25 protein-coding genes and 1 pseudogene are annotated in these 24,119 nt (G+C 43.3%); 19 read left to right on the plus strand and 7 right to left on the minus strand.

Going from position 1 to position 24,119, the window contains the following annotated elements; genetic code table 11:
• The first annotated feature begins 453 nt into the window (after positions 1–453).
• Positions 454–540, plus strand: coding sequence for a hypothetical protein (locus BJP37_RS42205; protein WP_229424439.1), 87 nt, complete (start codon positions 454–456; stop codon positions 538–540).
• A gap of 40 nt (positions 541–580) precedes the next feature.
• Here the strand turns inward: BJP37_RS42205 and BJP37_RS06440 are convergent, their stop codons facing one another.
• The 3 genes from BJP37_RS06440 to BJP37_RS06450 form a co-directional block, all read right to left on the minus strand.
• The gene (locus BJP37_RS06440) at positions 581–1,366 is read right to left on the minus strand and encodes an HAD-IIB family hydrolase (RefSeq protein ID WP_075897395.1); all 786 of its coding nucleotides are present in this window, start codon (positions 1,364–1,366) and stop codon (positions 581–583) included.
• Positions 1,367–1,628: 262 nt separating this feature from the next.
• Positions 1,629–2,468 carry a pentapeptide repeat-containing protein gene (locus BJP37_RS06445; RefSeq protein WP_075897397.1) on the minus strand — a complete coding sequence of 280 codons (840 nt, stop codon included), beginning with the start codon at positions 2,466–2,468 and terminating at the stop codon, positions 1,629–1,631.
• Between the two features lie 158 nt (positions 2,469–2,626).
• Positions 2,627–2,953 (minus strand): hypothetical protein, encoded by a 327-nt coding sequence (locus BJP37_RS06450; RefSeq protein WP_158069457.1) that lies wholly within the window; start codon positions 2,951–2,953, stop codon positions 2,627–2,629.
• 48 nt (positions 2,954–3,001) lie between these two features.
• On the opposite strand from BJP37_RS06450, the gene ilvD reads away from it, so the two are divergent.
• Together ilvD and BJP37_RS35770 are read left to right on the plus strand one after the other, a co-directional pair.
• Complete coding sequence (ilvD, locus tag BJP37_RS06455; RefSeq protein WP_075897401.1) at positions 3,002–4,687, plus strand: dihydroxy-acid dehydratase; 1,686 nt, start codon at positions 3,002–3,004, stop codon at positions 4,685–4,687.
• A gap of 48 nt (positions 4,688–4,735) precedes the next feature.
• A complete protein-coding gene (locus tag BJP37_RS35770; RefSeq protein WP_143727492.1) occupies positions 4,736–4,927 on the plus strand; it encodes a hypothetical protein in 192 nt (63 codons plus the stop codon).
• On the opposite strand, the gene BJP37_RS06460 is transcribed toward BJP37_RS35770, so the two are convergent.
• Complete coding sequence (locus tag BJP37_RS06460; RefSeq protein ID WP_070391668.1) at positions 4,871–5,083, minus strand: helix-turn-helix domain-containing protein; 213 nt, start codon at positions 5,081–5,083, stop codon at positions 4,871–4,873. The two genes, BJP37_RS35770 and BJP37_RS06460, sit on opposite strands and share 57 nt — an antisense overlap.
• A gap of 132 nt (positions 5,084–5,215) precedes the next feature.
• Between BJP37_RS06460 and BJP37_RS06465 the strand changes: the two genes are divergently transcribed.
• Positions 5,216–5,410, plus strand: coding sequence for a hypothetical protein (locus tag BJP37_RS06465; protein ID WP_075897403.1), 195 nt, complete (start codon positions 5,216–5,218; stop codon positions 5,408–5,410).
• Positions 5,411–5,651: 241 nt separating this feature from the next.
• Positions 5,652–6,803, plus strand: coding sequence for a DUF262 domain-containing protein (locus tag BJP37_RS06470; protein WP_081431094.1), 1,152 nt, complete (start codon positions 5,652–5,654; stop codon positions 6,801–6,803).
• On the opposite strand, the pseudogene BJP37_RS06475 reads toward BJP37_RS06470, so the two are convergent.
• A pseudogene (locus tag BJP37_RS06475) lies at positions 6,710–7,856 on the minus strand (ISAs1 family transposase). The gene BJP37_RS06470 and the pseudogene BJP37_RS06475 overlap by 94 nt on opposite strands.
• 138 nt (positions 7,857–7,994) lie before the next feature.
• Between BJP37_RS06475 and BJP37_RS06480 the strand changes: the two are divergent.
• From BJP37_RS06480 to BJP37_RS38660, 3 genes are all read left to right on the plus strand, one after another.
• Positions 7,995–8,261 carry a hypothetical protein gene (locus BJP37_RS06480; RefSeq protein ID WP_075897405.1) on the plus strand — a complete coding sequence of 89 codons (267 nt, stop codon included), beginning with the start codon at positions 7,995–7,997 and terminating at the stop codon, positions 8,259–8,261.
• 8 nt (positions 8,262–8,269) lie between these two features.
• Positions 8,270–8,542 (plus strand): HNH endonuclease, encoded by a 273-nt coding sequence (locus BJP37_RS44505; RefSeq protein WP_075897407.1) that lies wholly within the window; start codon positions 8,270–8,272, stop codon positions 8,540–8,542.
• A gap of 87 nt (positions 8,543–8,629) precedes the next feature.
• Entirely contained in the window at positions 8,630–8,779 is a 150-nt protein-coding gene (locus tag BJP37_RS38660; RefSeq protein ID WP_158069458.1) for a hypothetical protein, read from the plus strand.
• Here BJP37_RS38660 and BJP37_RS06490 read toward each other — a convergent pair.
• Complete coding sequence (locus BJP37_RS06490; protein ID WP_075897408.1) at positions 8,733–9,947, minus strand: DUF790 family protein; 1,215 nt, start codon at positions 9,945–9,947, stop codon at positions 8,733–8,735. The genes BJP37_RS38660 and BJP37_RS06490 overlap by 47 nt on opposite strands.
• A gap of 241 nt (positions 9,948–10,188) precedes the next feature.
• Between BJP37_RS06490 and BJP37_RS06495 the strand changes: the two genes are divergently transcribed.
• The gene (locus BJP37_RS06495; RefSeq protein WP_075897410.1) at positions 10,189–10,470 is read left to right on the plus strand and encodes a hypothetical protein; all 282 of its coding nucleotides are present in this window, start codon (positions 10,189–10,191) and stop codon (positions 10,468–10,470) included.
• 449 nt (positions 10,471–10,919) lie between these two features.
• Positions 10,920–11,951, plus strand: coding sequence for a UDP-glucose 4-epimerase GalE (galE, locus tag BJP37_RS06500; protein WP_075897412.1), 1,032 nt, complete (start codon positions 10,920–10,922; stop codon positions 11,949–11,951).
• Positions 11,952–12,749: 798 nt separating this feature from the next.
• Here the strand turns inward: galE and BJP37_RS06505 are convergent.
• Positions 12,750–12,953: a hypothetical protein gene (locus BJP37_RS06505; protein WP_075897414.1), complete on the minus strand. Its 204-nt coding sequence runs from the start codon at positions 12,951–12,953 to the stop codon at positions 12,750–12,752.
• Positions 12,954–13,304: 351 nt separating this feature from the next.
• Between BJP37_RS06505 and BJP37_RS06510 the strand changes: the two genes are divergently transcribed.
• The 9 genes from BJP37_RS06510 to BJP37_RS38670 all read left to right on the plus strand — a co-directional run bounded on the left by BJP37_RS06510 (position 13,305) and on the right by BJP37_RS38670 (position 24,003).
• The gene (locus BJP37_RS06510) at positions 13,305–14,462 is read left to right on the plus strand and encodes a glycosyltransferase family 4 protein (protein ID WP_075905823.1); all 1,158 of its coding nucleotides are present in this window, start codon (positions 13,305–13,307) and stop codon (positions 14,460–14,462) included.
• A 142-nt stretch (positions 14,463–14,604) separates the two neighbouring features.
• The gene (locus BJP37_RS06515) at positions 14,605–16,641 is read left to right on the plus strand and encodes an ABC transporter ATP-binding protein (protein WP_075897416.1); all 2,037 of its coding nucleotides are present in this window, start codon (positions 14,605–14,607) and stop codon (positions 16,639–16,641) included.
• 1,340 nt (positions 16,642–17,981) lie between these two features.
• Complete coding sequence (locus BJP37_RS38665; RefSeq protein WP_158069459.1) at positions 17,982–18,137, plus strand: hypothetical protein; 156 nt, start codon at positions 17,982–17,984, stop codon at positions 18,135–18,137.
• Positions 18,138–18,187: 50 nt separating this feature from the next.
• A complete protein-coding gene (locus BJP37_RS06530) occupies positions 18,188–20,635 on the plus strand; it encodes a GH116 family glycosyl hydrolase (protein ID WP_075897422.1) in 2,448 nt (815 codons plus the stop codon).
• A gap of 39 nt (positions 20,636–20,674) precedes the next feature.
• On the plus strand, positions 20,675–20,797 hold the full coding sequence (locus BJP37_RS43325; protein ID WP_269086958.1) for a hypothetical protein: 123 nt from the start codon (positions 20,675–20,677) through the stop codon (positions 20,795–20,797).
• Positions 20,798–21,387: 590 nt separating this feature from the next.
• On the plus strand, positions 21,388–21,633 hold the full coding sequence (locus BJP37_RS06535) for a DUF4278 domain-containing protein (RefSeq protein ID WP_075897424.1): 246 nt from the start codon (positions 21,388–21,390) through the stop codon (positions 21,631–21,633).
• 659 nt (positions 21,634–22,292) lie between these two features.
• The gene (locus tag BJP37_RS40820) at positions 22,293–22,595 is read left to right on the plus strand and encodes a hypothetical protein (protein ID WP_075897426.1); all 303 of its coding nucleotides are present in this window, start codon (positions 22,293–22,295) and stop codon (positions 22,593–22,595) included.
• 378 nt (positions 22,596–22,973) lie between these two features.
• Positions 22,974–23,777, plus strand: a complete 804-nt coding sequence (locus tag BJP37_RS06545; protein WP_075897428.1) for a hypothetical protein — start codon at positions 22,974–22,976, stop codon at positions 23,775–23,777.
• Between the two features lie 79 nt (positions 23,778–23,856).
• Positions 23,857–24,003 carry a hypothetical protein gene (locus tag BJP37_RS38670; protein ID WP_158069460.1) on the plus strand — a complete coding sequence of 49 codons (147 nt, stop codon included), beginning with the start codon at positions 23,857–23,859 and terminating at the stop codon, positions 24,001–24,003.
• Positions 24,004–24,119 lie beyond the last annotated feature (116 nt).

Below are 24,119 nucleotides of genomic sequence, written 5' to 3' on the forward strand. Positions count from 1 at the left end.
ACGGCAGTCGCTCATGGGGGGAACCCCCAAGACCGCGCTGCCTCCCCAAGACCGCTTAGGTGCGCTTGACCCGTAATTAAATTCGCCACGGGTCGCACCTCTGCATCGCTTATTCAAAAGCACCTCCAGTAGCCTGTGCTATGGGCATAAGCACATCAAGTAGCGTGCGCGTAGCGCTAATCGCTGTTCGCTTACATTTTTGTATTATTTATACACATGATAAACGTGATTCATTTTAATTATGTAAAGATTTATTTAAGTTTAGTAAAAAAAAAAACAATACAATGATAATTCAAATATAGCGTTTCTAAATGAGTCGTGAACACAAAACTAGCTGAAAGTCTTAGTTAAAGACAGTGCTTGTTTCACACATCAAATGGAAACGCTATAGCAAAATTAACAACTGATATCATGTCTGGTTACCAATTACCGGTTACCGATTACCAATTACCAATTACCGGTTACCAATTACCAGTTACCGATTACCAATTACCAATTACCGGTTACCGATTACCAATTACCAATTACCAATTACCCTAAATCATTCCATTAATCAGCCAAGCCGTGCAGCCCAAACCACTTATCCAGTAAAGGTTTTCAGTAGTAACAATTGTGCTAACTCGCAAAAGCCTTCAGATTCTTTAGCAGAAGTCACATAAGCTGGCTTATGAGTCAAATAACTAGTGTAGTCTAAGACATTAGCCACCCCTACTGATAAAGGAAACTTGCTGGTATCAAACATAGACTCATCATTACGACTGTCACCAACGGTCATAATCTCCTCTGGTTTGAGTTGGGGAAAGTGTCTGGTTAACACTTGCAGCAAGCCTGTTGCTTTATCTTGCTCGATTGGCTTAATATGGCACTGAACTGTACTGTAAGTGAAGCCCCAACCCTGTTGTTGACAGAGTTCTGCTAGGGTTTGTAATTGGACAAAGGCTAGTCCTTTAACATCAAAAGTCCAATCCGTCAACCGAAAGCGGTTATCCACAGATTCTTGTAGCTGGGGAAATTGAGCTTTGAGGAGTTGGAAGGTGTGATTGAGACTCTGGCGATGCTGGATTAAATCTTCAATAGGGGTTAAGGTTTCTGGGATTTCACTATCTTTGGGGAAATATATACCGCCATTTTCTGCGATCGCTCCCATGACCGGCAGATAAGTTTTCAGACCATTGACCCAGCCAGCGGAACGACCTGTAATCAGCAACACTTGGATTCCTGTCTTGGTCAATTCTTCTATGGCATGGAATAAGGAGGAAGTAAATTTGCCACTTAGAGTTAGGGTACCATCAATATCGGTAGCAATTAAACTAATACTTTCAAAGCGATTATTCTCAAAAGCCTCAGACAGAGGTGCAAGGGACATAAAATTATAGGAACTTCCAGCTAATCATTCACCGAATGTCATACTAAACCCTGGGATGACAGTTTGACTGAGGAAAAGTTGATTAAGTTTTAGGAAATTTTAGGCGAATCTCAGATTATTATCCAGTGCGATTGGCCAAAGGCCTCAGCTTCCGCGCTTATGCGAACGCCATCAGATCCGCTGAGTAGAATTGCTCAAGTTCCTAATAGACAAGGGAAACGGTAGTGATTGGGCTGATCAAAATCTGGCTTGAACTGTTCAACTATTGATGCTGACTGCCACTTGGCATGATCGCTTTGGTAAGTTTAGCTTCACGAAGGTTAGCCTGATTCAGGTTAGCATCAATTAAAACAGCTTCAATCAATATTGCCTCGGTAAGATTCGACCAACACAGGTTAGCTCGGTATAAATTAGCCTTAGTGAGATTAGCACCATGGAGAATTGTCCAACTCATCCTTGCTCCTCTTAGATTCGCATCCGTTAGGATAGTGTTTCTCATGGTGCAGCCACTGGCTATGGCACCACTCAAGTCTGCTTGATTGAGATTGGCCTTAGTCAAGTTGGCTCCATTGAGTAGGGTATGGGACAAATTTGCCCCAATCAGATTAGCTTCGATCAGAATACAATTGTTGAGGGATGCTCCTTCTAAAATCGCTCCGTCTAAGAGGGCATGGGAAAGCTTGGCTCGGTTTAAGGATGTGCTAATCAGTTTTGCCTGACTCAAGTTAGCATCCTGGAGAATTGCCTCACTCAGAATTGCTTCACTCAGATTAGCTTTACTGAGATTAACTCCAATCAGGCGGCAACTGCGTAGATTGGCATTACTCAAGTTAGCCTTGGCTAGATTGGCTTGAATGAGGTTACTAACAATGAGGTTGGCTTCACACAGGTCACTTCCCTGTAGATTTGCACCAGATAAATTCGCTTCTCGCAGATTGACACCTTTAAGGATAGCGCCCTTGAGACAACTCTGGCTGAGATTAGCACGTCGTAGGTTAGCTTGGCTAAGGTTTACTCCCGCCAAAGATATTCCCTGTAGATTAGCTTCTGGAAAGTCCCGTTCTCCAGCAGCATATCGCTTCAATAATTCTGCCCCATCCATCATGATTCCTTTAATCTTGACAACTAATCAGCTACGTGGTTATGGTATATGGCATCTAATATGAATTATTATTGCTAGACTATGCTACGTTTATTTGCCAAAGTGCCAGCAAAAAGCGCAATGATAGTGTAATCGTTTATTAGTCAGACAATGAAATATTAGGGAGTGGGGAGTAGGCCAGAGGCAATAGGCAATAGGCAATAGGCAATAGGCAATAGGCAACAGGCTATAGGCAACAGGCAATAGGCAACAGGCAATAGGCAACAGGCAATAGGCAATAGGCAATAGGCAACAGGCAATAGGCAATAGGCAACAGGCAATAGGCAATAGGCAATAGGCAATAGGCAATAGGCAACAGGCAATAGGCAACAGGCAATAGGCAATAGGCAACAGGCAATAGGCAATAGGCAATAGGCAATAGGCAATAGGCAATAGGCAATAGGCAATAGGCAATAGGGATTGATGATAGCTAAATTTGATAGCAAAATCTAAAATCTCTGATAGAGACTCTAACCTTTGAGGGGAACATATCCATGCCGGAGAATTTGAGAAGCCAAGTGGTTACCCAAGGTGTTCAGCGAGCGCCTAACCGAGCCATGCTGAGGGCTGTTGGTTTCACTGATGACGATTTTACTAAGCCCATTGTTGGTCTGGCGAATGGCTATAGCACTATTACTCCTTGCAATGTGGGGTTAAATGATTTGGCCAAACGAGCAGAGGCGGGATTGATAACTGCTGGTGCTATGGCTCAAATGTTCGGTACCATTACCATTAGTGACGGGATTTCCATGGGAACGGAAGGGATGAAATATTCCCTGGTATCCCGGGAAGTAATTGCTGATTCTATTGAGACCGCTTGTAATGGCCAAAGTATGGATGGGGTTTTGGCAATTGGCGGCTGCGATAAGAATATGCCAGGAGCGATGATTGCGATTGCCAGGATGAATATCCCAGCAATTTTCGTTTATGGTGGCACGATTAAACCAGGACATCTCGATGGTGAAGATTTAACAGTAGTTAGTGCCTTTGAAGCGGTTGGAAAACACAGTGCTGGCAAGATTGATGACGCTAAACTCAAAGCGGTTGAACTCAACGCTTGCCCTGGTGCTGGTTCCTGTGGCGGTATGTTTACCGCTAATACTATGTCCTCTGCGTTTGAGGCAATGGGGATGAGTTTGCCCTATTCTTCTACCATGGCGGCGGAAGATGCTGAAAAAGCTGATAGTGCTGAAAAATCTGCCTTTGTGTTGGTCGAAGCAATTCGCAAGCAAATACTACCAAGGGATATTTTAACACGTAAGGCTTTTGAGAATGCGATCGCAGTAATTATGGCAGTAGGTGGTTCCACCAACTCGGTCTTGCATCTGTTAGGGATCGCCCATGCTGCTGGAGTAGAGTTATCCATTGATGACTTTGAAACCATGCGGGCTAAAGTACCAGTGCTGTGTGACCTCAAACCCAGTGGTCGCTATGTCACTGTGAATTTGCACCGCGCCGGGGGGATTCCTCAAGTCATGAAAATGCTGTTAGTCCATGATTTGCTCCATGGCGATGCCTTGACCATTTCCGGCCAAACGATAGCGGAAGTGTTAGCAGATGTACCTGAGCAACCCCCTGCTGACCAAGATGTAATTCGTCCTTGGGATAATCCTGTGTATGCTCAAGGACACTTAGCCATTCTGAAAGGCAATCTAGCCACAGAAGGGTCAGTAGCAAAGATTACTGGAGTAAAAAATCCTCAAATCACCGGTCCAGCAAGAGTATTTGAATCAGAAGAAGCCTGCTTAGATGCGATTCTGGCCGGTAAGATCAACTCTGGTGATGTGATTGTGGTGCGCTATGAAGGACCAAAGGGTGGTCCAGGTATGCGGGAAATGCTGGCTCCCACCTCAGCCATTATTGGTGCTGGGTTAGGTGATTCTGTGGGATTAATTACCGATGGACGATTTTCTGGCGGTACTTATGGCATGGTAGTCGGTCATGTCGCACCAGAAGCAGCAGTTGGAGGTGCGATCGCATTAGTCCAAGAAGGGGATATGATTACCATTGATGCCCATCAGCGTACCTTACAACTAAATCTGTCCGATCAAGAATTAGAGCAACGGCGCGCTAGTTGGCAACCACCCAAACCCCGTTATACCACAGGGGTATTGGCCAAGTATGCCACCTTAGTCTCTTCCAGTAGTGTTGGAGCAGTAACGGATTTAGACTTAGGTTAACAGCAACTTACTTATTAGTAAATTTGCGATTTAATCTCTCCGGGCGGGTTGAGTGTTTTAGTCATCTCAGAAATCAACCCGCCCCCAGTCAATCTGTGTATAGGGTTTCGTTCTGACTGCCCATTCCCGACTCCCGACTCCCGACTCCCGACTCCCGACTCCCGACTCCCGACTCCCGACTCCCTACTCCTCTATAACCTCTACCAAATCTTCAACCATAACATCAAAAGCGCGAGCTAGCTTCAGAATTGCTGTAAAGTCCGTCATACTCATGGCGTCACGTCGGGCATAACTAGCCACAGTGCTATAGGTTACTCCAGAACGGTCGGAAAGTTCTTTCAAGGTCCAACCCTTCTCTGCCGCTAATTCTCGAACTCGTAACCTAATTAATCCCATTTTGGACTTGACAAACTACGCAACTACATATTTAATAGTAAATAGAATATTCGGCGATCACCCAAGAGGCCGCAAAACTACTGGGTGATCGCCTTTCTTAAAACAACCCATAGAAATGGGGTATTTAGCTATATGATATCAACTCGACAAACATACCGAGACCGATTAAAACCCTGGTGTGTCATTCGGCACCTACCTAAAAGGCAACGGATAACCGTAGCGCGATTCACTCGGCGCAGTGATGCGGAAGCGTATCAGCAAGCTCTCAACCCCTTGCTGCCCAATTTCCACCATGTGGTGATATTTGAAACACCGTTGAAGGAATAATCCAGTCCGTAGGGTGCGTGATAAGACGGGCTCGCGCTGATTTTCCGCCTGTTCGCCCCTGGCACAGCCCGTCCCGTAACGCACCACCCTTGGGCTTGCCCTAATTTTCCGCTGGGCATGGGGATGATTTTGGGTTGCTACAGCTAATCCTGTTAATTCGGAATTTTAAGAGGGAACTATATAGCTATAACCAAGGAGAGTATGCCTCCAGTAGTGATTAAAAGGATCAGAATTAACTTGTATGTTTGAACCTTTAGTACAAGACACCACAAAAGCTCAAAGCGAAAGCATAGACACAATCTTAGGAAGGTTAAAAAAAAGGCGTGTCTATATTCCTGATTACCAGAGAGATGCTAATCAATGGAACCTTAGGAAACAATCACTTTTTATTGAGTCTATTCTTAACAATCTGACTATTCCAGGTTTCTTCTTTTGTGAAGATGATACCCGAAAATACGAAGTAGTTGATGGGCAACAACGACTCAACACTCTCAGAAGTTTTGCTAATGATGAGTTTTCGATTAGTGATGATAAAACTATTGACTATATTCTACCAGACGCTCATCTATATATCGGCAAAAAATACAGCGAGTTGGAGGATGACCTTAAAGATATATTTAATGATTATCCGCTGACTATAATTTATCTTCCTAAAAGTATAGAGTTACAAACTAAGCTAGAAATATTTAGACGAATCAACGAAGGAGGAACTCCTCTTTCTGGTCAAGATATTCGTTTAGCTTATTACAGTCAGTCTAGAAGTGTAACCTTTATTCGTTTAGTTGGAATTCATGATAATCCTACTGACACTAATGAAGAGGTGAGTGAAGATGATGAAACCAACTCTACTACAAAGCCTTTTCAACGAATGATTGAGTTAGCGCAAAGACAAGGACTTTCTAATCCTTGGGATAAATTTGATGAAGCTAGAGAGCCTTGGTACCAATGGTGGCATGGTAAAGAAAAAGCAAAAGGTCAAACACCATCATTGATGTTCTTGTGGTACTTAATCTGTCTTGAACGTCAAAAACTTGATGATTTATTGAAAAGGCCGAATCATCTCAAAATGTCTTTTAACGGCTCAACGGAGAACGCCTTAGATATTTACTGTAGTCAACTTCAGTATCAAGAAGATTCAAAAGAAGAAAGAAACCCACAAATACTTTCAAACTTTCAAGTTATTTCGGAAGATTATTTTTACCTATTTGTTAATTGGATGAAATTCATTTTATCACGAGTATTGAACGGAATTAGTGTCGATAAGTACAAGCAGCTTGCTCAGGGTAAACGCAAGAAAAATTATGGCTCAGATAAGTTAGACTGTAGGGGAATCGAAGCTTTTAAAACCTTAAGCATATACCTTGGATCCATACTCGCTCGTTTGACTTTTTGACGAGTACTGCGTTTATAACTCGTTTCCAGATTTAGTAGATTGAGACTCCAGCGCTTGAGTAAAGCCATATTTTGTGGTGCATGTCCTGTACGAATCCGCGTCGCATCTTCCCCAAAGGTGACATCTAATACGAGCGTGCAGTTGGTTTTCAATGGACCAGTGTTGTCGGATTGCTTTGCCCAAGTGTTGAGCATTGGGTGCTAAAGAAGTAAGGTAAAACATCACCTCACGGGTAGTCTTGTTCCATAGATGGCGGGTGCGAATAACCATTACAATGGTCTGTAATCCAGACCACTGCGACTGTTTGTACAAATCGAAGTCTATTTCAGCCAGAGAAACTGCCCAAACCTGACGCTTTTCAGTACGATGATGTCCTGATTCTACCCGCAGATCATAGCTATACTCGATACCCTCAAACTTATTAGCAACAGCAGTTTCAAACCATTGCTTAACCTGCTTGAACAAAGTAGGATGATTTCCTTTGAGCGCCAAAACATAATCAGCACCCAAAGCACGAATATCATCGGCTATTTGATGCTGAGTCCCCATGGCATCAATGGTAATGATGCATCCAGAGATGTCGAGTAATTCTAGTAGGGCTGGGATGGCTGTAATTTCATTGCTTTTATCATCCACTTTCACTTGCCCAAGAAACAACCGATGCTCACTCGCCCAGGCACTAACCACATGTAAAGCCGATTTTCCCTGGTTGCGATCATAGGAACCCTTGAGTTGTTTGCCATCAATAGGAATCACCTCGGCTCCATTATCTATCACAAAACTGCTTAACCAGCTCTCGAAACTATTCTCAAAGGCTCTCGGGGATATCTGCTCAAACACTCGCCGATATGTATCTGCACAGGGAATCCCATTTGGTAATGCTAAAAAGGTCGATAACCAATGCTGGTGGCTAATCCCATAAGTTTCGATATCTTCCCAGCCCCTTGCCCCTCCAATGGTGGCTAACAGTGCAATCATCACTATACTTACAAATGGATGGAGCACTCCTTGTTTCCCTCGCGGATCTGATAGATGTTCAAAATGCTCGAGCATTTGCTGCTGAACCTGTTGAACATCAAGGGCTGGCTGTAGTTGTAAGGATGGACTACTGGTGTAAGTTGAGTTAGTGGGTTTATCGAAGCCAATCACCATGGGACACCTTGATTGTGACATTGGTTTCACTAGCATATTATGAGTTCATTTTTCTTGCGCTTACCCTGGCAGCTTGCTCTCTTTATAGCCGGAGCTGCTGAGCTAAAAATATCTCCCCAAAAATTATCAGATACACAATGGAATCATGCGGGTGAATTCATTCGTACCCCTCGAAATAAAGCCAGAGAGATACTTAATGAAAAAAATGGATACCCAGAACCAAAAGGTCAATGGACTGGAGAAAAAGGACAGAAGCAACAGTGTGATAAAGTTGTTGAAATTGTTAGATTAATTTTGAATAAATAGACATCAAAATGGTTTATTTACCGGAAGGACTATCTCCCTGTAATGCTCGGCGAAGAACTTTTCCTTTAACTTGGAAAGAAGCTTACTTTAGGCAAAATTTTAATAGCGAGTTAAATGGGTATGTCTGTCCTGTGTGTAACAGGTTATTTCGAGGACCCAAAGGATTTAGACAGCTTCAAGCTGATCATATTCATCCTTTTAGCAAAGGTGGTTTAACTACCTGGGATAATCTTCAACTTCTTTGCCTTCGATGTAACGCACAAAAAAGCGATACCATTTAGAGTGCTGTTGTCGCTACACCCCCTAATCTCTAATTATAGCGTTTCTCATCCTAATCAGATAAATCCAATTTTATTACCCCTGTCTTGATGCAGCGCGGTCTCGCGCTGCTTTTTGCTTTCTACTCCCTACTCCCTACTCCCTGCTCCCTACTCCCTGCTATAACCATCAACAAGTGTACCTTTCCCCAAACTATTCTAAAAGCTCCAACACAGCTTTCGGTGAAAGTTTATCCTTAAACCAAACAACTTGAGCTGGTAAATTCTTCACCGTAACCCCAGCTTTATCCAAATTTAACCGTTCCGAAATCGCCAGAATCAAATTGTCACATTCCGCCTTGCGCACCTGAGCGAATTTCTTTCTTAAATACTCTGGACGCCAGTAACCAATAATTTCTAATAGGAAATTTCGCCCATCAGGATGAACAAGCCGAAAATCGGGCACCATCACACTACCAGGAATAGGAATTAAATCCACTTCTCGCTCCAACACCCACTCAGTTTTCTGAGATTCCCAACGCTTCGCGAAGGAAGCCTCTAACATACTGTCGTAGGGTTTACCAGGGGGATAGTGAGTCACCAAGCCACAGCGGTCATTAAGACTAAAATGCCCCGTCTTGATCGTACCGCTGTAAGAGTCACGGCTTTGTAACGTCGCCTTGAGACTCCATTTAGTAACGTGTAGTAAAGCTGGAATCAGTTTAGCGATCGCTAAACCATAGCGAGTACTCGGCTTAAATAAACTAGTCGGTCCATCAATAGTAATCGTGAAGCCATGATCCGCATCCCCTTCAATGTAGGTCATCAGCTGAAACAACTTCAAATAGCGGATTAATAGCTTATACTCCCCTGGAACATTCCGGTGAGCATTCAGAGTCATCTCAGATGCCCGATAAAAAATACCCTGGACTTGAGATAAATTATAGCGATGCAGTAATGCCTCTGGTGCTGGGTGATCGAACTGAGTCAGAATACGATTTTCGTGTAAATCCGCATAAAGTCCTTTAGAAATTTGCTCAGGCAACACTTCCTGGTTTAATTCCTGAGATAAAGCAGTGCTCACGCTTTCTAGAGTGGTCTGAGTTGCCTGGCGACTAGGGACAGATTGAGCCGCCAGGGCAAAAACTCGTTGGCGGAGTTCCTTAGGGTCTATGGGGCTAACAACTTCAAAGGTACTGAAGCTCGTTTTAAGAATATGGGCTAAACCTCGTTTAACCCGGTAGTCAGGGCTATCTCCTTCCCAATCGGACAACTTACGATCTAGGTCCCCTTGGGTACTACCAGTAGCCTCAATAAAGCAGTCGATTAACTCAGCTGCCATAGCACAGGTCTGATTGTTAATCAGCAACCGTTTGGGAATGATTTCTTCGCCATTTTGTCTACTAATTAGCAAATCAGTCGGTAGCATTAATAATTAAGTCGTTTTTTTCTTTCTTTGCTGTGATATCTTGCTTTTATTGGCGGTGTCATGATAAAAGTAAACGGGTAAAGACATTGCCAGGTTGCCTGGTAAAGAGAATAAATGGTCAAGGAGGTTTTCAGCCAACTGTCTTTTCTACCATCAAAATTTATTCTTTACTCGCAATACTTCCTTTGACCCTAACCATTAAGGTTGGCTCGATTGAATTATACAGAGGTGCTAAATAACCATGAAAACCGCTCTATCCCCAGAATCCGCATTTTTCAGTTCCCATCGACCAAACCATAAATCTGTAGGGTCTACATCCGAACGCCAATCCAAGCTGGACATAGAGACAATGGTAAACCAGATGATTACCAGAGGTCAATTGAGCCGTCAAGAGTATTTACAGCTGACGAGTGCCTTCCTCTGCGATTACAATATAAACGACGCAGAACGCCACCAGATTAACCGGATATTTGATAATGTTCAGACTGGTCGTGTGAAATTAGTTGATTATCAAGTTAGTTAATTATAGACCCACAGTGACAACCACCCACACTTTACTATCTTGAAAGTGTGGGATGACAACCAAGCCTTTGTTATTAGCCGCAGGGTTCCGTGAAGCCATCCATCTTGGTTGTGATTATGTCAGAAACACTACCTTACCCCAGACTTATATACGCAATCCGCCCTGAGCATCCTTATGGATGGAGTATTGTTTTAATTATTGTCAAAGCGCGTCTGACAGCCATTGAATCCCACAACCCCCTTACCGCTAGGAGGTGGGACTTGAAGCCAAAATAATTAACCGGAATAATGAATCAGCTTGACTATTGCGTCACAATTAGGTTTCAGCATCACCAACTCAACTCTGGCATCTACTAATGGGATTACTATTGTACCGAAGTTTGCGGAATTATAAGTCATCCCAGGGAATAATTTGGTAAAAGCAAAAATCTAGACTAGCGAGGTATTCAAGTGTCGCAATCCAAAGCAACTGTGCTAGTTACGGGGGGAGCCGGATATATTGGCTCCCATGCTGTATTAGCACTCTTGGGAGCTGGCTACAATGTGGTGGTTCTAGACAATTTAGTCTATGGTCATCGAGACATAGTCGAAGATGTTCTTAAGGTCAAGCTAGTTGTCGGTGATACCAATGACCGGGTATTACTCGACAATCTTTTTAGTGACTATGATATCAGTGCAGTCATGCACTTTGCTGCCTATGCCTACGTAGGAGAGTCGGTAACTGACCCTGCTAAATATTACCGTAATAATGTAACCGGGACACTAACACTCCTGGAAGCTATGGTAGCAGCATCTATTAAGAAATTGGTCTTTTCCTCTACCTGTGCTACCTACGGGGTACCAAAAACTGTACCGATTCCAGAAGATCATCCCCAAAACCCAATTAATCCCTATGGGGCGAGTAAATTAATGGTAGAGCGGATTCTATCGGATTTCCATACCGCCTATGATTTAAAATCCGTAACCTTCCGCTATTTTAATGCCGCTGGTGCTGACCCAGAGGGTAGGCTAGGGGAAGACCACACTCCCGAAACCCACCTTATCCCCTTAGTGCTGCTCACTGCTTTAGGTAAACGGGAGTCCATCTCCATTTTTGGTACCGATTATCCCACACCTGACGGAACTTGTATTCGGGACTATATTCACGTCCAGGATTTAGCCTCTGCTCATGTTTTGGGGTTGGACTATTTGTTAAAGGGTGGGGATAGTGAAATCTTTAACTTAGGCAATGGCAACGGCTTCTCAGTCAAAGAAGTCATTGAAGCAGCCAGACTTGTCACAAAACAAAACATCAAAGCTATAGAATGCGATCGCCGTCCTGGTGATCCGCCCGCTTTGGTCGGTAGTAGTGACAAAGCCAGAAAACTTCTGGGTTGGTATCCCCAATATTGCGATATAAATACCATCTTATCCCACGCCTGGCAATGGCATCAGAAGCGCCATGGGGTCACCGATGCTGGCCTTAGGGTTCCCGTAGCATAAAGGATTAAGGATTAAGGATTAATGATGTTAGGCTTAGGGGTTCTATGTAAGGTATATTGAAGTCTTAACTATAATTGCCTAATCAAACGATGGAGTAGGAACATAGGGAGGGTGCATCTCATTTTTGCTGTTTGACACCGTGGTGCGTTACGGGCAGCAACATAACCAAGGGCTAGAGGCGGAAAATGAGGCCCCCCTGAAGCACCACTAGCAACTTTTTTACAAATATGAGATGCACCCCATAGGGACAGGGTTGGCGATTGGCTGGGTGTACCGGTGCGCTTACAGTCGTCGAATTAAATTCGCCACGGGTCGCACCGCAATGATAAACTTTTACTTCCCTGTGTTCCGATACTTTTTAGCTACCAAAGTCTACCAAAGGCAGACCTTAGCTCGCCAATGCAAGATGCAATAGCATCCAGGGGGTATCTCCGCGCTTCTCTGACGGAATATCCCGCGAGCGCCATAAAAATGTCAAAAAAGTTGGTTCCACCGGGATAGAGAGCGCAACTATTAAACCCTTGGTTTTCGGCTTTAATTTAAGTTACATAATAATCCCTGTCGGTGTTACCCTAATTTAAGTCTAACAAATCATAACAGTTTTTGGTAGACTCTGCGACATTTTCTCTAGTTGTTTACTAACCCTCTGTTTCCTTTATTTCCCTTCTTACCTATATTCTAAATTTCTATCTACCACACCCCTGAAACGTTCAACGCTTTAGGGGTTAGTGTCGTTCGTCGATTTTTTGTTTGATTAGATTAGGGTGTGGAAAGGGTGATAGTTGATCACACCTGAGATTATAGCACTTGAAACGGGAATACTGATTCTATGCGCCATTTTCCATTTCCCTGATTAAAGTGTTTATCTAGCAAAGTGTCAATCACCCCACCTAAATCGACAGGTAATGGTTGGTCTTCCTGAGATTTGAACCTTAGCACTAAGGGTTTAGCTGGTAAGCACTTCGGAATACGTCCCGAGTTCGGATTATCGGCAAACTCCATACTTATGAGTGACCATTAGTAGGGTGGGCAAAGTAATCTAATCGTGAATACTCACGCATAACCAAATGGTTTTTGCCCACCCTACAAGCTCTCTTCCGAATAGCTCCCGAGTTTAGATTATCGGACAATTCCATAATTATGAGTGACCATTAGTAGGGTGGGCAAAGTCATCTAATCATGAATACTCACGTATAACCAAATGGTTTTTGCCCACCCTACAAGCTCCCAACTTCCTCTTTAGTGACCATTAGTGCGTGGTAATTGGGATATCTTGCTAAACCCAAGGGGACTCATCACTTTCACACGAGAGGTTGATCACCATGTATCGTGTACCAGTTTTCTCAAAATCCGATGAACAGAAAAGTTTCCCTAGTTGTCAGTGACTTGTCCGGTGGTGGTGCTATCCGGGCATTTTTGCTAGGACAAGTCCTGAAAAAGCTCAACTATGCCATAGAGATTGTGGGATTTATGTTTGGGAAGGAGTTATATGCCACTCCTCCCTCTGGTTTTACCATTACTTCCGTCCCTGGTGGTAAATATCCTGGAGTCTTAACCGCTGCCCGAGACCTGTTAAAAAAGATAGATGGCGATATTATCTATGCCGTAAAACCCAAACCCACCAGTTTTGGTCTGTCTCTGCTGAAAAAGTTTACTAGCCGTCGTCCAATCATACTGGATATGGATGATTGGGAACTAAGTTGGTATGGTGGCGACCAATGGCAGTATCGTCCAACCCTTAAACAGTTCGGTAGGGATATTCTTACCAAAGATGGTCAATTGAAATATCCAGACCATCCCCTCTATATCAAATGGCTAGAAAAGTTTGTCAATTATGCTGACGCTATCACTATAGATACTCAGTTTCTCAAGGAACGCTTCGGTGGTGTCTATCTATCCAATGGTAAAGATACCGATATGTTTGACCCGGAGCAGTATGACCCAGAACTCAGCCGCAAGCGTTATGGGTTATCGGAGTATCGGGTGCTCATGTTTCCTGGTGCGCCACGACCCCACAAAGGAGTTGAAGATATTTTAGTAGCGCTAGAATATCTCAATCAGCCAGACTTAAGATTGGTGATTGTCGGAGGCAGTCCCTATGATGATTATGATCAACAACTCATTAAAAAATGGGGACGTTGGATTCTTAAATTGCCCAGAACCCCAGTCGAAGAAATGCCAGAGGTTCTGTCAGCAGCTCATATTGTGGTGGTTCCCCAGCGAGATACTCTGGCGGCTAGAGCTCAGTTTCCCTTAAAATTGACAGATGGTATGGCAATGGCTAAACCAGTTTTGTCTACCCGTGTTGGGGATATCCCAACAATTTTAGGTGATACCGGTTATCTGGTTGAGCCTAGTTCGCCACAACAACTAGCTGAGGCGATTCAACAGGTATTTCAGAATCTAGATGCTGCCAATCATAAAGGACTTCAAGCCAGGGAGCTATGCGTAAAGTACCATAGTGTTGATGCCATGGCGGCAGTTCTTGCAGATGTTATTGCTGATTTATAATCTGCTAAGCTGTTCAACATATAATTTGGCTCACTAAGTAAAAGCTTTTTTGTTGACTGTTTATGCTTGAATAGAGCACAAGTAAGTCTTCCCCTATACCAACAGTCAACAGTCAACACTCAACAATAAAGAAACAGTAATCATGTCTCCTAATCGATTACTCCTAAGCTACGCACTACGGCATCCGACCTGGATTGTATTGACTGTCCTGCTGGGATTTTCCAGTGCCATGTTTAATAGTGTTGGTACAACCATAATTGTGCCGTTAGTGCTGGAATTTTTAGGTCAAAAGAAACTAGAGCTAAGCAAAGCCCCGCCTATCATTCAGAAAACCATGGGTCTTTTTGAGGGCTTTGAAGGGGGCGATCGCTTGCTGATTATGGTACTTGTAGTTCTCTTAGCCATTGTCCTGAAAAATGTAGCTAACTATGTCAATATCTTAGTGTCTACCCATTTATCCAAAAAATTAATTAATACCTTTCGTAAAGAAGGGATTAAATTACTTCTGGATGTGGATCTAGATTTTTATGCCAAAACCAAAATTGGTGATATTATAAATCGGATTAGTCAAGAAATTGGTCGAGGTGCAAATGCCATTAAACTTGCCATTCAATTATTTACGACGGTAATCACCATTTTTGTATTTGTATTTCTTCTAATCTCGATTTCGTGGCAACTCACTATTGCAACAAGCATTCTCTTACTTGGTGTATTCGTTATTAATCAATTTTTTGTTAAGCGCTCTAAAGAATTTGGTAAGGTTCTATCAGAAAAATCCCGAGGATATTCAGGAGCATTACTGGAAATTTTAACGGGAATTAGGTTAATTAAATCAGTTAGTAGTGAACAAGATGAATATCAACGAATTGAAAAATTTATTGATGAACGGGAACAGGCTGAATTTCAATCTCAAGCTAATTTTGCGGCAATTAACCCCATTAATGAAGTCTCGGGAATATTGGCAATTTTAGCCATCGTCTTTGTGGGTAAAAATCTCCTGTTGAAAGATAGTTCAGCAGAAGAACTGGAAGCGATATCTACTGTTTTGGGGATTTATTTATTCTTACTATTCCGTTTGTTACCAGTAATCAGTCAGTTGAATGGCCAAAGAAGTCGGTTTGCTAATGTGTCTGCTAGTACAGCAATCGTGGCGGATTTTTTGCGGCGAGACAACAAACCGATCATGAGCAATGGCAAAAATATCTACACGAAGCTATCCCAAGAAATTCGCATTGAAAATCTATCCTTTGCCTATCCTGGTCATCAGGATTCGGTACTCAATGGGGTGAATTTGTCGATTCCTAAAGGCACTACTATGGCATTGGTAGGTGCTTCCGGTGCCGGTAAGTCAACCTTGGCAGATTTGTTGCCACGATTTTATGACCCAGTTGAAGGACGAATCACTATCGATGGCACAGATTTGAAGGATTACGATATCAGTTCCCTCAGACAAGCGATGGGGGTTGTCAGTCAGGATACGTTTTTATTTAATAATTCGGTGCGCAACAATATTGCTTATGGAATGAAAGATGTTACCGAGGCAGATATTATTGCAGCAGCTAAACGAGCCAATGCCTATGAATTTATCATGCAATTACCCCAAGGGTTTGATACCAAAGTAGGCGATCGCGGTGTAATGTTATCCGGTGGACAACGCCAACGTATGGCCATTGCCCGGGCACTGCTGCGGAATCCAGATATTTTAATTTTAGATGAAGCAACCAGTGCCTTAGATACGGTTTCCGAACGGCTAGTACAACAAGCTATTGATGAACTCTGTCGCGATCGCACAACGGTAGTGATTGCTCACCGACTGTCAACGATCCAAAAAGCTCATCAAATCGTGGTTATGGAAAAAGGCCAAGTGGTTGAGATTGGCACCCATGAAGAACTGCTTAAGAAGGAGGGTTACTACTCTCGTTTGTACAAGATGCAGTTTGAGCACAATAGCAATGGAGAGGTCAAAAATGTAGTCAAAAAGGAGTTAATCAAGACCTCCCACGAAGTGCGAACTCACCTGACCCCAATGATTGTTTGCTTGCAGTTAGTGGTTAATGACCTAGTGGATAGCCCTCAGGAACGTCAGGAATTAACTGAAGAAGCCTATCACTCAGCAGTTCGTCTGCTGAAAACCTTGGAGTATTTAGAAGAAAGCTCAGCGATAAAATCAATAGCCTGATTTGTGATCCCTTTTCTCGTAAGCATTCAGCCGTCAGCATTCAGCTATCAGCATTCAGCTATCAGCATTCAGCTATCAGCCATTAGCTTATGCGCTATGGGCACGCTACTTTACGAACAGCTTTTGAATACAATAAGCTGACCACTAACGGCTGACGGCTGACAGCTGACGGCTGAATGCTTAGCTTAGTTATAAGGGTTTGAGCTTGCTATTAAATGAATCTAGGGTTAATTTGGGACTGTATCTTCCCTAAGCTCATTGGCCTCAAAGCCTTATCTACTAAACTTTTTAGGGCTCATGTCACCTAGTCAGCTATACCTCACCAACAGCAATAAAGCTGAAACCACTATCTTCAGGATGATCGGGTGTTGAAGTTTGGCATACGAAGTAATTAGGTTCAATATCAACGACTGCAACAGACATTTGAAAACTTAGCCAAGAATGCCCATAAACTGTACAGGTTACTCCAGGAGATTCTGCAAATGGCTGATCAAAGTATATAATTTAAATCCCGTTCCGCTTTTTGTCAACCTTGAAGCCTTTACCAGATAAAATATCGCCGTTTGGCCTAACAACACCGAAGATATGAGTGTCATGATCATCATGAGATGTAACCATTGTTTCAACTAACTCCTGTTAGATTGACTGTTTATAAAGGGTTGTAGGAAAAAAGAATTGATTACATTCTTTTGTTTCACTACACATACTAGATTAGTATTTTCCACAGTTTGTAATCTCATAAAACTCATGTAAAAACTCATGTAAAAACTCATGTAAAAACTCATATGAGCCCCAGGGTAAGCGCAAGAAAAAATTGCCCATAATGTGCATTGGCTGGATATCGGTTGATCGTGGCTCGAAACCCCTATAATCTCGTCGAACTGTACTCGCAATAGAGTTAAGTTGTTGAGAATGACGCGGTCTTTTTCGAGGGTAAGCCACGGTTTATTGATTCTTGCGCTTACTCTGATCTGATACCTTCGTTAGCATATTCCCCCCTGTTCGAGTCCTGATGGCTCTACTGGATAGAGGTTGGGTGCATCTGATTTTTGTTGTTTGACAAGGTGGTGCGTTACGGGCAGCAACATAACCAAGGGCTAGAGGCGGAAAATGAGCCCCCCCTATAGCACAACTAGCAACTATAAAACTCATGTAAAACCTCATAAACCTCATGTAAAACCTCATGTAAAACCTCATGTAAAACCTCATGTAAAACCTCATAAACCTCATGTAAAACCTCATAAACCTCATGTAAAACCTCATAAACCTCATGTAAAACCTCATAAACCTCATGTAAAACCTCATAAATAGGACTTACGCATTGACAAAATAAACAAAATGTGTATCAAAGGGTAAGGATTGACTCTTATACCCATGAGGTACAAATCGCTGCTCCCTGCTCCCTGCTCCCTGCTCCCTGCTCCCTATTTCAAGAATTAATTTTAGTTTTGTCCGACCCAAGCAGATCAGTGGCGTGGCTAGGGGCTGTTGGTTGACCCAACTGAGTAAAGCAGCTATAGTTAGGTGAGCATATGACAATCAGGGAATGATATATCAACAACCACGCCCAAAAATTCCTGAGTGTAGCTGGCAACGCCCCCTGGGACTAGGCTGGGATAACCCTTATACTGTCCGTTACCCAAGTAATCTTGATGATGGTCCCTGGCACGGCATGCCCTTGGGTGGATTTGGGGCTGGTTGTATTGGTCGCTCTCCCCGAGGAGATTTTAATTTATGGCACTTGGATGGGGGAGAACACATCTTTAAAAGCCTCCCCCCTTGTCAATTTAGTGTATTTGAACAACCAGAGCATTCTCAGCCGATGGCTTATGGGTTATGCACTCAACCACCAGAGGATGGTCAGCTAGGCTCTTGGCAATGGTATCCAACACAAGGCAAAGGTGAAGAAAACAGCTCAGAGGTTTCTGGTCACTACTATGCTTTGTATCCTCGCAGTTGGTTTACCTATAAAAATGTCTTTCAGACTGAACTAACCTGCGAGCAGTTTTCCCCAATTTGGGCAGCATGTTATCAGGAAAGTAGTTACCCGGTGGCGGTGTTTGAGTGGACGGCTCACAACCCTACTGATACCCCCATTACGGTTAGCATCATGCTCACTTGGCAGAATATGGTGGGTTGGTTTACCAATGGGATTAAAAATCCAGAGGTGCGGGTAAGGGATGATGGTAGTCCGGTGTATGAGTACCAGCCTCGGTGGGGAGATAGTACTGGCAATTTGAATCAGTGGGTTGTGGATCACTATCGGGTCGGATTTGTTCTAGACCGGGTGAGACTGGGGGATGAGATTAAAGAAGGGGAAGGGCAATTGTGCCTGGCTACAGTTACTAATCCCAGTATGGAGGTGTTTTACCACGGTCGCTGGAATCCAGTTGGTGATGGTGCTGAGGTTTGGGATACCTTTGCTACGGATGGTAGCTTGGTAGACCATCAAGATGAAACCCCAGCGGCACCAGGAGAACAAATTGCGTGCGCGATCGCAATTCGCTTCACTCTTCGTCCAGGTAAAACCCGCAAAATTCCTTTTATTCTGACTTGGGACTTCCCGGTGACAGAATTTAAATTAGGTATTAACTATTACCGGAGATACACGGACTTTTTTGGACGCAACGGTAATAATGGCTGGTCAATGGTGCGCACTGCTCTCAAGCACCATGATCTGTGGCGAGAAAAAATTGAATCATGGCAAGAACCGATTTTAAATCAGGAAGATTTACCCAATTGGTTCAAGATGGCCTTGTTTAATGAGCTGTACTTGCTCACCGATGGCGGTACTCTCTGGACAGCAGCAACTGAACTTGACCCAATTGGACAGTTTGGTGTATTGGAATGTCTAGATTACCGTTGGTACGAAAGCCTGGATGTGCGGCTCTATGGTTCTTTTGCCCTAGCAATGCTGTGGCCGAAACTGGATAAAGCGGTGCTAGAAGCCTTTGCCCGAGCTATCCCGACCAGCGATCAAACACTGCGTATTATTGGCTACAACCAAGCTCAAGCTGTACGTAAAATTGCGGAGGCTACTCCCCATGACCTGGGAGCTCCCAATGAGCATCCTTGGCAACAGACCAATTATACTAGCTACCAGGATTGTAACCAGTGGAAGGATTTAGCCAGTGACTTTGTTTTACAAGTCTATCGGGATTTTGTTTTTTCTAGCGCTACAGATATAGAGTTTTTGTGGGAGTGCTGGTCATCCATTGTCAAGGCACTGGCTTATCTCAAGGGGTTTGACCAAGATGGAGATGGCATACCAGAAAACTATGGCGCACCAGATCAGACCTTTGATGATTGGCGATTGCAGGGAGTAAGTGCTTACTGTGGGGGGTTGTGGTTAGCGGCTTTGGAGAGTGCGATCGCAATTGGAGAAATTCTGACCAAGAATTATCCACCAACATCCCCATTAATCGAAGTACCAGAGCTAGAGTCCATTCAAGACACCATTGAGTGCTATCGTCAGTGGTTAGCACAAGCCCAACCAATTTATCAAGAAAAGCTGTGGAATGGGCAGTACTATCAACTAGATAGTGAAAGTGGCTCAGATGTGGTGATGGCAGACCAGTTATGTGGTCAATTTTATGCTCAGTTACTGGGATTACCGGATATTGTACCACCAGAGTGTACTCTCTCAGCCCTCAAGACTGTGTATGATGCCTGTTTTTTAAAGTTCCATCAGGGTCAACTCGGAGCAGTTAATGGAGTCAGACCCGATGGCACACCAGAAGATCCCGATGCGACTCATCCGATGGAAGTGTGGACAGGAATTAATTTTGGATTAGCAGCATTTCTGATTCAGCAAGGCATGAAGGATGAAGCTTTACGTATGACTGAAGCAGTGGTAGGGCAGGTTTATGATCATGGCTTGCAATTTAGGACACCAGAAGCGATTACAGCAGCAGGGACATTCCGGGCTAGTCACTATTTGCGAGCCATGGGGATTTGGGCAGTTCATTTAATGCTTAACGATAATACCAACTAGAAAAAGACAGGTAATGGCGGGGGTTGTGTACCCTTAGTTATGGCATTAGTGATGCGATGCTCCTTGGCCTTGGCCTATTGGCCACGCTACGCGAATGGGCCACGCTACGCGAATGGAGCCGCTACGCGAACCTATTGCCACACTATCAGCAAAATGGGCTAATCGCTGGTTTCCCAACAAAACATCCCATAGCCAAATTTTCTAATGTCCTGATTATCAACTAACCAATAAGAAGGTAGGTAAGGGAGCAAGCCTGATTGACAGTCCAAGCTACAGAAGCTTGGGTATCATCAGGATCATAGTTAATTTTATTGCTGTTTCGGTAAATTTTTTACCTGGTTGAGTGACTTTTTTATCTGCCAGAGGTTATTTTAACATAGTGAAACCAACCTTGGCAATAATTTGCTTTGGTTTCGCTACTCCTCAACTGCTCTCTAGATAAAATCAAGGGTTTTAGGAGTAAAGTCAGTCAACCAGATTTATTACTTATAACCATTGAGCTATCAGCACTTCACCAGTCAGTTTTTCAATAAATGAAAACTTACAAATTTGGCTGAGGGGAGCGAGTATATGAGTTATCTTCCACAACCTTGGCCTTTGGGCCACGCTACGCGAACAATCAGCGGATAGCTGATAGCTCTAGGCTGAATGCTTACTGTTCCGTTAGTCTAACTTTCGGTAATTATCTAAGTATAGGCTCTGAATTGGAGTGGTCAATTACAGATAAAACAAACAATTAAGAGGATCAAATAATGAAATTCACTTACCGTGGTATTACCTATGAAAATGAACCGGTAACTTTTGAGATGAAATCAGAAAAAATTGTTGGTAAGTATCGTGGTGTCCGTTGGCGACAACCAAAGCTCAACGGTGTGCTTTTACCGGAAGCGATCGCAAAATTAAAGTATCGTGGGGCATATTATCTTCACGTTCTTTGGGGGAAACCGATTGATTTTACTAAGCAACATTACGGAGTTAAGCATCCTTGTTCTAAATAGCTAAGCTATTGGCTTGTCCTGCATCAGCTATAGCGCAGGCCTTAGCTGAATGCTTAAATACATAAGCTATAGAGTATCTTGAAATTGTTCCTTAAGTTGGGATTTGGGTAATCCATCATCGCAACACTATTACTAACCTCAGGCAAAAGGCTTCCATGCAAAGTAAGCATTCAGCTATCAGCTATCAGCTATCAGCGATTAGCCTATGCGCTACGCGCACGCGTGCGCGTTCAGTTATCAGCTATCAGCTATCAGCCAAAGGCCAACGCCTGACTGCTAACTGCTGAATGCTTACCAATAAAAAAACTTGAGGTGCTTTTGAATAAAATAAGCTGTTCGCGCAGCGTGAGCGAAAAGCTCACGGCTGACGGCTGACGGCTGAATGCTTACCATGGAAAAGGATTCCATGGCTTACCCAAATTGCTACAATACTTTACACAATACTATAGATGCTTTGGATTCCTTCCCGTAGGGGGGCGGAAAGCCCATTATATCCTTGGGACGCTTCTGAAACAAGAAAACCTCTGGATGATTGATTCAGCTAGTGCGTCTCCTTATAGCTAGAAACTGGTGGCCAACACCAGGTTATGATATAGATTAGTAGCCAAAGACTAACTAATTGAAACTAATAACCGTTCGCGTAGCGTGGCCCAAAGGCCATGGATGGATATGGCTGGAAGCTCCACCCCTGCAGCGGACAAGGGAAGTTCCGTAGCACTCCTTCTCAGGAGAAGGACAAAGGCTTCCGAAAGAAAGTAAAAAACATTGTCAACAAGTCGAATTATGGAGCTAAGATAAAGGCAGAAAAACTTGCACCAATTCTAATAGGTGCGCTCTTACTTGGCGAATTAAATTCGCCACGGGTCGCACCTGAGGATGGCAAACTGATCACCGCTCCTGCAAAATCGACACTCCAATACACTCCCTCTGGTTCCTTAGAAACCGTGCCTTCAACTTCTTAAATCAGGATAAAAAGCAGAAGTCACTCGGCGAAGGAATTAGTCACAAGGTCTTTTACAACAGTCTTCTGGAAGTAAAACGGACACATTAACCTCAAAGGTAACTAAAAGGGAATAAGTCCCCCTAGGATCGAGGCCTAACCTATTGGAGTTAGATAAAATCTAAGCTCTATGATAGAGTAAAATTAAAAATCGTAGGCAAAACAACCTATCAAATACAAACCTATCAAACACAAATCTATATTTAGATACTGCGAATTAGCATTTGTCTATGACTAACTGATTCAGAAGCGAATAGTAGCAGGTGCTTACAAATTTTTTCCGATATCCACCCTAAGGTAATACTAGTTAAGAGGTTTTGCGTTTTATTCGATAGTAACTATGTCCCATCATCTCATCTTCAGAGAATCACGGACTCAGGTTTATGTACCTGTGAAAATTGCATCCTCACCTCCATCTACCATTCCCAAGACTTCTGTCTCTGCTGGGCAACTGGGGAGTTTGAATCATTGGATGTTTGTGTCTATTGGACTAGCTTTAGTGGTGATTGGATTAGTGGTGTATGGTAAGCTCCAATTCAAGGATAAGGACAAAAAGCTGAAATTGGAGCAGTATAAAACTGCTGATCTTCGGAAAAAGTTAAAGCTGGCGCTTAATACTATCCGGAAAATGGAATCCAATCCTGATTTGGTTCACTCGCGGGAATTTAATCTGGATTACCTCAGAATGCGAATGGAAGAAGAAGTATTCCACTTTGCAGTTATCAATCAAATTAAAATTAGAATAAAACAGTTAATCAGTATAGCATTACGACCTACTCAAGACTCTAGAAATGTTATCGGTGTCGCTAGTACGTCAGGTCGTCAAATTAATGAAACATTTGATGTTAAGTACGAGACAGAAATTCGAGGTAAACGCAGTGTGGGAGTGCTTTTCCGCATTCAAGTTAAATTAATGAAATTACCCACTCAACGCACCTCGGCAACCGTTAGCCAAATTATTGACTGTATAGAAACATTTCTTAGTCCAGATGCAGAAAATGATACCTGGCAACCAACAATTCAAGGACGTATTGTTTGCATGCGTTGGGATCAAAAGGCAAAACCAACGCCATTATTAGTATTGGAACAATCTACTGAAGGGGTTAATGTGACTCTAAGAACCAAACGGGTTGGGATGACGTAATACCAATTTTATTCATAGTAGTTCTTAATGGTTTTAGGGAATAGGGAGTAGGGAGTAGGGAGTGTGGGGAGATGGGGAGATGGGGAGATGGGGAGATGGGGAGATAAAATTGGTATTAGCAATTAGCCATGAGCCATTAGTCATTACCGATTACCAATTACCGATTACCAATTACCGATTTCCCAAGCTTTGTCTTGATGCAGCGCGGTCATGGGGACGTTGCTGAATTAAGGAATGAATGCGCAATCATCTGGTGCATGTTAAAGCCCCCTAAATCCCCCAATTTTGGGGGACTTTGAACGTCTTATTCCCCCCAGAATTGGGGGGTTAGGGGGGCAAAAC

The organism is Moorena bouillonii PNG (assembly GCF_001942495.1).
Classification (GTDB): domain Bacteria; phylum Cyanobacteriota; class Cyanobacteriia; order Cyanobacteriales; family Coleofasciculaceae; genus Moorena; species Moorena bouillonii.